This is a genomic window from Myxococcus xanthus (assembly GCF_013116825.1).
Taxonomy (GTDB): Bacteria; Myxococcota; Myxococcia; order Myxococcales; family Myxococcaceae; genus Myxococcus; species Myxococcus xanthus_B.
This window is the reverse complement of the sequence record NZ_JABFNS010000017.1, coordinates 74,923-83,870: the sequence shown is the minus strand read 5'-3', so window position 1 is coordinate 83,870 and position 8,948 is coordinate 74,923. Positions and strand designations below refer to the sequence as shown.

Below are 8,948 nucleotides of genomic sequence, written 5' to 3'. Positions count from 1 at the left end.
GGTGGGGGCCGGTCCCAACGCAGGGGGCGGGGCGGATTTTTCCGCTGGCCTTCATGTCCATGGACGGCTCTTGTCAGGCGCCGGGGCCTCTTCTCGTCGTGAGCTGCCGGACGCCGCCGGTGTGCCCGGGACTCCGCCGCGAAGCGGCCCCGTGAAAGCACGACCCGAGGAGAACACCCGGATGGACACGGAGCTGCAGGGCAGAGGCGTCCTGGTCACGGGCGGCGCCGGAGGAATCGGCACCGCCCTGGTCCATACCTTCGCGGAAGAAGGCGCGAAGGTGGCAGTGCACCACCACTCCAGTATCGAGAAGGCCCAGGCGCTGGCGCGCGACGTCGGCGGCGCGGCGCTGCGCGCGGACCTGACGGTGGAGGCCGACGTCGACGCGTTGGTTCCCGCGGCGGTGGCCGCGCTGGGGCGGCTGGACGTGCTGGTGTGCAACGCGGGCGTCTGGCCCGCCCCGGATGAACCTGTCTGGGAGATGTCCTTGGCGCGCTGGCGCCGCACGCTGGCGGAGAACCTGGACAGCGTCTTCCTGTGCTGCCGTGCCTTCCTGCGGCACGTGGCCACCACGAAGACGGGCAACATCGTCATCATCAGCTCCACGGCGGGGCTGTTCGGTGAAGCTGGACACGCTGACTACGCCGCCGCCAAGGGCGCGCTGGCGAGCGGCTTCCTCAAGAGCCTCAAGAACGAATTGGGCCGCATCGCGCCCCTGGGCCGCGTCAACGTCGTGTGCCCGGGATGGACGGCGGTGGACCGCAGCCGCGACAAACTGGCCCAGCCGGGCTTCGTTGAGCGCGTCACGCGGACGATGCCGCTGCGCAAGGTGGCGCAGCCGGTGGACGTGGCGCGGGTGGTGGTGTCGCTCGCGTCGGACCGAATCTCCGGACATGTGACGGGTGAAGTCGTCACTGTCGCCGGAGGCATGGAAGGAAGGGTGCTGCATGACGACTGAGTTGGACGTGCGGACGTACAACCGCGAGGCGTGGGAACATCAGGTGGCCACGGGCAACAGGTGGACGCTTCCCGTCGGCCCGGAAGTCATCGCCGCGGCACGCAAGGGCGAGTGGAGCGTCGTCCTCACCCCCACGAAGCCGGTGCCGCGCGAGTGGTTTGGCGATGTGAGGGGCAAGGACATCCTGTGCCTCGCGGGCTCGGGTGGACAGCAGGCCCCGGTGCTGGCGGCGGCGGGCGCCCGGGTGTCGGTGCTGGACAACTCGCCCGCGCAGCTCGGCCAGGACCGCATGGTGGCGGAGCGCGAGGGCTTGGAGCTGCGGCTGGTGGAGGGCGACATGCGCGACCTCTCCGCCTTCGAGGACGCGAGCTTCGACCTCATCTTCCACCCGTGCTCCAACTCCTTCGTGGACGCGGTGCGCCCCGTGTGGCGTGAGGCGGCGCGGGTGCTGCGTCCTGGCGGCGTGCTGCTGACCGGCTTCACCAATCCCGTGAACTACCTGTTCGACCTGGCCTTGGAGAAGCAGGGCATCTTCACGCTGAAGTACCGGATGCCCTACTCGGACTTCACCAGCCTGTCCGACGAGGAGCGCCGCCGCTTCACGGACGTGGGCGAGCCGCTCTGCGTGGGGCACTCCTTGGAGGACCAGCTCGGCGGCCAGGCGGATGCGGGGCTCGCCATCGTCGGCCTCTTCGAGGACTCGTTCGGCCCGGAAGATGCCCTGTCGCAGTACTACAACGGCTTCATCGCGACCCGCGCGATGAAGCTCCCGGCGCGGTAGGGCGTGGGGCGGGGAAGCAGGCGCGAAAGGGCGCCCGCGCGGGCGGACTTAACCTTTCGCGCCGCGCGGGGTTTTTCAGGGCAAGAGGCGACGGGAAGGCCGGCTCCCGAAGCCTCAGTCACCCTGAGGAGCAAACCACGATGAAGCTCATGACCGCCCTGCGTTCCGTTGCTGTCGCCTCACTGTTCATCGCCGCGCCCGTGCTGGCCCAGACGGCCGCGCCCGAGTCCGCCAATCCGCCTGCCGCGGACGGCAAGGGGTGCGGTGGGCACCACCGGCACAAGGGCAAGAGGCACGGAAACAAGATGGCCCGCATGGAGCACCGGATGGACAGGGCCGTGGCCGAAGGAAGGCTCTCCCAGGCCCAGGCCGACCAGTTCAGGGCCGAGGGCCGCCAACTGCGTGAGGAGATGAAGGCCCAGCGTGAAGCCTCGGGCGGCAAGCTCTCCGATGCGCAGAGGGACGAGATGCGGTCGAAGATGCGCGCCTTCCGCGAGAAGGTGAAGTCGGCCATGCAGGCGAACGCGCCGCAGAAGACGTAGTCCCGTGCCGCACGCCAGGGGAGGGCGCGGCGCATGTGCCGCCAGCCCTCCAATCGGTGGCGGGCGTCGTCTTGGCGCACGCGGCGTGACGCCTCATGGGCGGCTGGCGCAGAATGTGTGGACCTGCCTTCTCGGACGAGGTCCTCATGCGCGTGTTCCCCTTGCTGGCCGTCGCCGTTCTCTTCTTCGGTTGCGGCGCGCGCTCGGGCCGCGTGAAGCCCGAGGGCCCGAAGTTCCCGGTGGCCGTTCCGGACGACGCGGAGCTGCGCCGGGTGCAGACGCGGGCGAAGTACCTCTTCGATGCGGAGCGCGCCGCCATCTTCGCCACGGACCGGCTCCTCATCCAGGACGCGCTGGACCGCTCGCGCATGGAGTGGTTCTTCACGGTGCCTCGCGAAGATGGGTGGTACTCCCTCTTCGGCACCTTGGACGACGCGGGGACCTTCACCCCGGCCTATGCCTTCAAGGCTCCGCGTGACGATGCGGAGCAGATGGCTTCGTTGCCACTCAACGAACTGCCCGGAGACTTCAGCCCCGTCGCCCGAGCGGTGAAGACGTCGATGTTGGCCACGGTGGAGGCCTTCGAGCGAGGGGCCATCAACCCGGTGGTCTTCGTGGAGGAGGATGGGGACCTCACCGTCTATGTCCTCCAGGGGACGCGTGACCCCATGCGCTTCTATCTCGGCGGGGACATCCGCTTCCGCTACAGCCCCGACGGGCGCACGCAGCGCGAGGCGGTGCGGCTGCACCAGAGCGTCTTCGCCATCAGTCTGGAGCCGGGGCCGGAGGGCGAGCTGTACCAGGGCTCGGCCCACTCCCACGTCCTCTTCGGGGGGCCGCTGGAGACGGAGCTGGCGACGCTGATGCTCTACCCGGAGCTGGGCGCGCTCACGGTCATCCACGCCGCGTCCCGCATCGCCTACTTCTTGACCCCGGATGGCGCCATCCGGGTGCTGAGCGAAGCGCCGGAGCGGCAGCGGATGTTGAGGCCGGACGGGACGTTCGGCCCGCTCGACATGGAGGAGGAAGCCGCGCCTCCGCCGCCCTCGGGACAGGTTGACTTGTAGCCGGGCTCAGATGCCCAGGCGTTCGGCCCAGGCGAAGTAGGCCGCGCGCGGGTCCACGAAGGGGTCGCGGAACAGGGCCTGCACCTCCGCCTTGGCCACCTGGCCACTGTCGAAGGCCTGGTACAGCCGGTCTCCGAGCAGATAGCCCAGGGCGTGGCTGACGCCGTGGAACAGGCGGTCCTTGCGCAGGGGGAGGAGCTTCACGGCTTCTTCCGGCGCTTCAGCCTCCGTGGCCTTGTGGGCCAGCACGAAGGCGGCGATCTGCCGCTCCACGCCGCGGCTCTCGCCGAAGCGCCTGGCCCACTCGGGCACGCCCAGGCAGGTGCGCCGGGGGTTCACCAACTTCGAGCCGAAGAAGCCCAGCGCCTCTTCCAGGCAGCGCGCGTAGAAGGCCTCCGAGGCGCCGCGCGGCGCGTCCATGGCGTCACCCACGGCGCAGTGCCGGACGAAGTGCGCCGCTTCCTCCGCCGCGTGGTTCAGCGACAGCGACGCCAGGTAGGCCACCCGCGCGCGGGGGATGTAGCTGCTCTCGCGGGAGAGGATGTGGCGGCGAAGCTGGGTCAGCTCGGCCTGGGTGAAGCGTCCGCGCCGCTGGATTCGCGCCAGGACGTCGCCATCCGCGGCGGTGGCCACATCCACCGTGTCCAGGGAACGGCCCACGGGCACGCCGGCGAGCCGGCCGATCAGCGCGGACATTTCACGGAAGCGCTCGGCGGCGCCGCGATCCAACAGCGGGGCGTCTCCGGCTTCCGCCTCCAGGTAGTCCAGGAAGCTCTGCTGGCACACCACGGGGGAGGCGTTCATCAGGCACAGGGTACCGTCGGCCAGCTCCACGGCCTCCGCGGCGCCAACGCGGCCTTCGCGCGCCAGCCGCCACCAGACGCCCTCCGCGTTCTGGTACACGACCAGCCCCTTGCGCGTCTCCGTGCCGAGCGCGCGCTCCACCTGCGCGGGCAGGTGGCAGGGCGCCACGTGGTACTGGCCCACGAGCACCATGACCAGCGGCCGGTCCGGCGCGCGGGCGGCGCGGGCGATGCGTTCGGCGGCGTAGGCGTCGCGAAGCTCCAGCGAGCGCTCACCCTGCGCCCGGCGGTCGATGCCCACCACTTCCAGCTTCTGCTTGCGCGCGAAGGAGAGCAGGGCGCGCGTATTGGACCAGACCCCCGAGCCGTGTCCCAGCTTCGCCAGCAGGGAGCGCTCCGTGACGCGGCCGGCGCGCCAGGCGTCCACGGTGGCCTGGTGACGGCCCTCCACGCACTCCAGCGCCATGATGACGCGGCGGCCCGAGGCCTGCGCCCGCTCCACCAGTGCGAGGTAGGTCTCCTGCGCGAGCGGGAGCGTGTGGTAGTCGCCGACGTAGACGATGTCCGCCGCCTGTACCTGCTGGTACACGGCGGGCAGCGTCGTGACGCTCCGATATCCCGAGGTGCGCCGCCGGAAGCGGGCCTCGTAGGTTCGGAAGGATGCCGTCTGTCCGTCGACCACTCGGGCAATCTGCGCGCGCTGGCGTCGGAACAGGGCGAGGTGCAAGGCGAGCGAAGCGCGCATGGAGTGCCGCAATCCCTCGCACGCCGCCGCAGGCCCGGCAAAAAAACGGCGCGTCCGGGTGTCGGGAGCGTTCCTTGACTGGGGTGGAAGGCCAATGGACCATGGCTCTCAGCCTTGAAGACCGCACACGCTCGCGCGACCCTCCTCAGCCTGGTCCTCGTCATGGCGGTGCCCGGCCGTGCCGAGGAGCCGGGGCTCTTGCATTCCCCTCCGGAACGCGCCGAGCCGCGCGCCGCGCTGCAACTCGACGGCACGCTGGTGGAAGGCCGCCGCGTCCTTGAGCTGTACGTGCGCTACCGAGGTCCGGGCGAGCCCTATGCCCGCCGCCCCATGGAGCGGGAGTACGGCGACCTGTACCGGGCCGTGATTCCCGCGGAGCACGTCGTCCCGCCCGGCATCGAGTACTACGTCGAGGGCCTCACCGCGGATGGCCAGCGCGTGCCGCTCTTCCAGTCCGCCTCGCGCCCCGCACGCGTGCTCGTGGGCGGCGAGACGCCGGCCAGTGCGTCCATCGTCCGGCCCACGCCTCCGCCCGAGCGCCGGCCCCCGCCGAGCCGGACGCCACCGCGCGCCGCTCCGCTCGAGCCTCCGCCGCCGCCCGAGCGCTCTCGCGCGCAGGCCTCCGCGCCGCGAAAGGACTCGCCCCCGGCGACGCCGCAGGATGACTCCATGGCCGCGCTCACGGCGGACCTGCCCGCGGATGCGCCCACGGAGGCTTCGTCGTCGGCACGGCCGTCCCGGACCTCCGCGGCGGCAGGCAGCGCGCCCGCGCCGCGTGAGCCGGTGACCCCACGTTCCGAGCTGGAGGAGGACCTGGCCCTCTACAGCGCCGAGGACACGCTGGCCCTGGCCACGCGCCACGAGGCGGCGGTGCGGACGGTGCCCGCCATTGGCGCCTCGTTCAGTCAGCAGCAGCTGCGTTCCCTGGGCGCGCGCACCGTGGCGGACGTCCTGGACGTGGTGCCCGGCCTTTCGGTCAGCAGGGATGTGCAGGGCTTCCACCGCACCGCGATTCGTGGTCTGCGCAATGACGCGGAGGTGCTCTTCCTCCTCAACGGCCACCGCCTCAACAGCTTCTTCGACGGCAAGGCGTTGATGAACCTGCCAGTGGAGAACCTGGAGCGGGTGGAGGTCATCCGCGGCCCTGGCTCTGCTCTCTATGGCGCCGGCGCCTTCCTCGGCGTCGTCAATATCGTCACGGACACGTCGGACGGCGTTCGCACGGCCGTGTCCGTCGGCGGTTACCCGGGACAAGACGACCGGCTCGCCGTCACGGGGAACGGCCACCTCTCCGCGGGGCACACCGCTGGGAATCTGCGCGTCTTCGCGGACATCGACGTGTGGAGCCAGGCCGGCGACTCCACCGTCATCGAGAACGACGGCCTGGACGACGAGTCGCGCTCGCAGGGGCTCCGCGACGTGACGGACCCCGCGGGGCGCACCCGCGACGAGCGCTTCCTCTTCAACGCGGGTGCGGGCGCCACCTACGCCATGGGCGACGCGGGCCGCCTGGGTGCCTCCGCGCGCTTCCTCACCGAGCGCCGCAGCGCCCTGGTGGGCCTCTTCGACACGGTGGGCGAGGACTCCAAGCTGGGCTGGAACGTCTTCCTCGCGGACCTGACCTGGGAGCGCTCCTTCGGACCCGACGTGACGCTCCGCGCGCGGGCCGGGTATGACCAGCAGTCCACCGACCGCTTCTTCCAGATCACCCCTCATGACTTCAGCGCCGGCACGGGCACGAACCGCCTGTTCGAAGAGGGCATGCAGGAGCAGACGCGCGTCTCCGTGCGCTCGCTCACCGGCTCCGTGGACGCGGACGTGGCCCTGGGCGCCTACAACCACCTCTCCCTGGGCGCGGTGGTGGAGCAGCAGTCGCTGGGCGAATACGACTACGTGACGAACTACACCCTGGACGCCCAGGTGCGTCCGGACGGCCTGACGCGGCCGGAGGGCCTGGTGGACCTGACGAGCGGCGCCGCGTCCCGTCGCCTCAACGTGGGCCTGTTCGCGCAGGACCAGTGGACCGTCGTCAACGCGCTCACGCTCACGTTCGGCGTGCGCATGGACGCCACCCAGTTGCCCACGGTGGACGCGTCCGGCGCCATCAACGGCACCCGCTTCGTGCCCACCCTCAATCCGCGCGTGGGGCTGGTGTTCGCGGCCACCGACGCGCTGGTGCTCAAGGCCCTCTACGGGCGTGCCTTCCGCGCGCCCACGCTGCAGGAGTTGGTCGAGCGCATCCCGGACACGGAGTACAACCAGGGCCGCTTCGAGGGGAACCCGCGCCTCCAGCCCGCCACGGTGGACACCTTCGAGCTGGGCGCGGACCTCATCCAGTCGGCGGGGGACGCGCGCGTGCGGCTGCGCGCCAACGCGTACGTGGCCCTCTTCGGCTCGCCCATCGTCCCCGTGGACACGTCAGGCAACATCGTCCCGCTGCGCAACCGCGAGCTGGGCGTACGCGTGTACGGCGTGGAGGGCGAGGCCCGGCTGGAGGCCTCCAAGCGCGCGTATGCGTGGCTCAACGCCAGCATCTCCCGCGCGGAGGACCTGGAGCTGCCCGCCCAGTCCCGCCTGCTCACCGATACGCCGCAGGCGCGCTTCAACGCCGGCGTGACGATGCCCATCGGCGCCTATGTGAATTTCGACGTGGTGGTGCGCACGGGCGCGGAGCGGCGCAACAACAGCCGCTCCGTGCTGGAGCTCATCCGCCGCTACAAGATTCCGTCCTACAGCCTCATCACCGCGCAGCTGCGCACCGAGCCCATCCTGGAGCACTTCGAGGTGGTCCTGGTGGCGCACAACCTGTTCGACAATGACCTTCGCGACGACGTGCCCCGTCCGGACCGTGTCCCAGGGCTGCTCCCGCGCGAGGGCATGTCCGGATTCCTCACCGTGAGGGCCCACTACTGATGCCGCGCTCCCGCTCCCTGTTCGCCGCGCTCACCTTCGGGCTGGGCGCCTTCCACGGCGGCTGCATCGCCTACAACGATTCGTGCCAGCCCCTGGTGGAGGACCCCGACGCCGTCGTGGGCTACCTGGCGGACGATGTGCTCCTCGACAAGGTCTACACGCGGCACGACAACAATGCGCTGGGTCAGCTCGTCGCGGATGCCCTCCTGCACGCGGAGGATGACTCCACGCGCCCCGCGGTGCTGGGCGTCGTCAACGGCGGCTCGCTGCGCCAGGAAGGTCTGTGCGTCACGCGGACCGAGCTGCGCCAGGGCCCGCTCACGGATGGCGTGCTCCACGAGCTCATCCTCTTCGAGAACCTCGTCGTGACGGTGGACCTCACGGAGAAGGAGCTCGTGGACATGCTGGAGCTGTCCGTGGGCGCGCTGTACCTGGAAGGGCAGAGCATCGCGTCGCCTTCCGGCGCCTTCCTTCACGTGTCCGAGGGCAGCTCGCTGCGCGTGGACTGTGCCCAGCCGAAAGGATCGCGCGTGCGCGAGCTGATGGTGGGTGGCGTGCCCGTGGCGCTGCCGGCGCGCGAAGACGCGTCCATCCGCTACCGCGTGGCCATGAACGCGTACATCCTGGAGGGAGGAGACGGCTACGGCGCGGCGCTGGGCAACGCGGGGCAGAACCCGGACCGCAACCCGGTGCAGGCTCGCAAGCTGGGCGGTACGGAAGCGAACCTCGCCTCGGCGTACATGAAGGCGAAGCACCCAACGCCCGTGCAGGCGCTGCGCGAGGAGTCGCGAGTCATCTTCCAGAACTGCGCCCTGCCCGCGAGGCCCGCGGGCAGGTGAGGGTGGGGGACCGGGCGTGGAGCCGGCCTCCGGAACTACTTGGGTTCTTCGGAGGGCGCCACCGCCACGGCCGTCACCGGCTGGGCGGGGGCGGGCGCGGGGGCCGCGGGACGAGGAGGCGGGCTGAGCACGTCGTTGACCGACGGCATCTTCCGGATGTCCCCGCGCGCCACCTTCCACGCTTGCTGGACAATCCAGGACAGCGAGCGGTCCTGCCTCGTCGCCTCACGCTGGATCTCCTCCAGCATGTCCTCGGGGAAATAGAGACTCTGTTTACGATGGTCCGTCGTAGCCATCCGT

General features: G+C 70.7%; 8 protein-coding genes. 6 read left to right on the top strand and 2 right to left on the bottom strand.

The genetic code is table 11. The features are described from left to right. Positions 1-181 precede the first annotated feature (181 nt). The 4 genes from HNV26_RS07320 (at position 182) to HNV26_RS07305 (ending at position 3,348) form a co-directional block, all read left to right on the top strand. Positions 182-958: an SDR family NAD(P)-dependent oxidoreductase gene (locus tag HNV26_RS07320; RefSeq protein ID WP_171440789.1), complete on the top strand. Its 777-nt coding sequence runs from the start codon at positions 182-184 to the stop codon at positions 956-958. Beyond that, positions 948-1,739: a class I SAM-dependent methyltransferase gene (locus HNV26_RS07315; RefSeq protein WP_171440783.1), complete on the top strand. Its 792-nt coding sequence runs from the start codon at positions 948-950 to the stop codon at positions 1,737-1,739. The genes HNV26_RS07320 and HNV26_RS07315 overlap by 11 nt, the downstream gene beginning before the upstream one ends. Before the next feature lie 140 nt (positions 1,740-1,879). Next, positions 1,880-2,281: a hypothetical protein gene (locus HNV26_RS07310; protein WP_171440782.1), complete on the top strand. Its 402-nt coding sequence runs from the start codon at positions 1,880-1,882 to the stop codon at positions 2,279-2,281. A gap of 146 nt (positions 2,282-2,427) precedes the next feature. After that, positions 2,428-3,348 carry a hypothetical protein gene (locus tag HNV26_RS07305; protein WP_253816315.1) on the top strand — a complete coding sequence of 307 codons (921 nt, stop codon included), beginning with the start codon at positions 2,428-2,430 and terminating at the stop codon, positions 3,346-3,348. Positions 3,349-3,354: 6 nt separating this feature from the next. Here the strand turns inward: HNV26_RS07305 and HNV26_RS07300 are convergent, their stop codons facing one another. Beyond that, positions 3,355-4,896: a ChaN family lipoprotein gene (locus tag HNV26_RS07300; protein ID WP_171440780.1), complete on the bottom strand. Its 1,542-nt coding sequence runs from the start codon at positions 4,894-4,896 to the stop codon at positions 3,355-3,357. Positions 4,897-5,010: 114 nt separating this feature from the next. Between HNV26_RS07300 and HNV26_RS07295 the strand changes: the two genes are divergently transcribed. Both HNV26_RS07295 and HNV26_RS07290 read left to right on the top strand, forming a co-directional pair. Beyond that, entirely contained in the window at positions 5,011-7,809 is a 2,799-nt protein-coding gene (locus tag HNV26_RS07295) for a TonB-dependent receptor plug domain-containing protein (RefSeq protein WP_171440779.1), read from the top strand. Then, positions 7,809-8,648 carry a 5'-nucleotidase C-terminal domain-containing protein gene (locus HNV26_RS07290; protein WP_171440778.1) on the top strand — a complete coding sequence of 280 codons (840 nt, stop codon included), beginning with the start codon at positions 7,809-7,811 and terminating at the stop codon, positions 8,646-8,648. Before HNV26_RS07295 ends, HNV26_RS07290 begins: the two co-directional genes overlap by 1 nt. Positions 8,649-8,683: 35 nt before the next feature. Here HNV26_RS07290 and HNV26_RS07285 read toward each other — a convergent pair whose 3' ends face one another. Continuing rightward, positions 8,684-8,944, bottom strand: a complete 261-nt coding sequence (locus tag HNV26_RS07285; protein ID WP_011554363.1) for a TIGR04563 family protein — start codon at positions 8,942-8,944, stop codon at positions 8,684-8,686. Between the last annotated feature and the right edge of the window lie 4 nt (positions 8,945-8,948).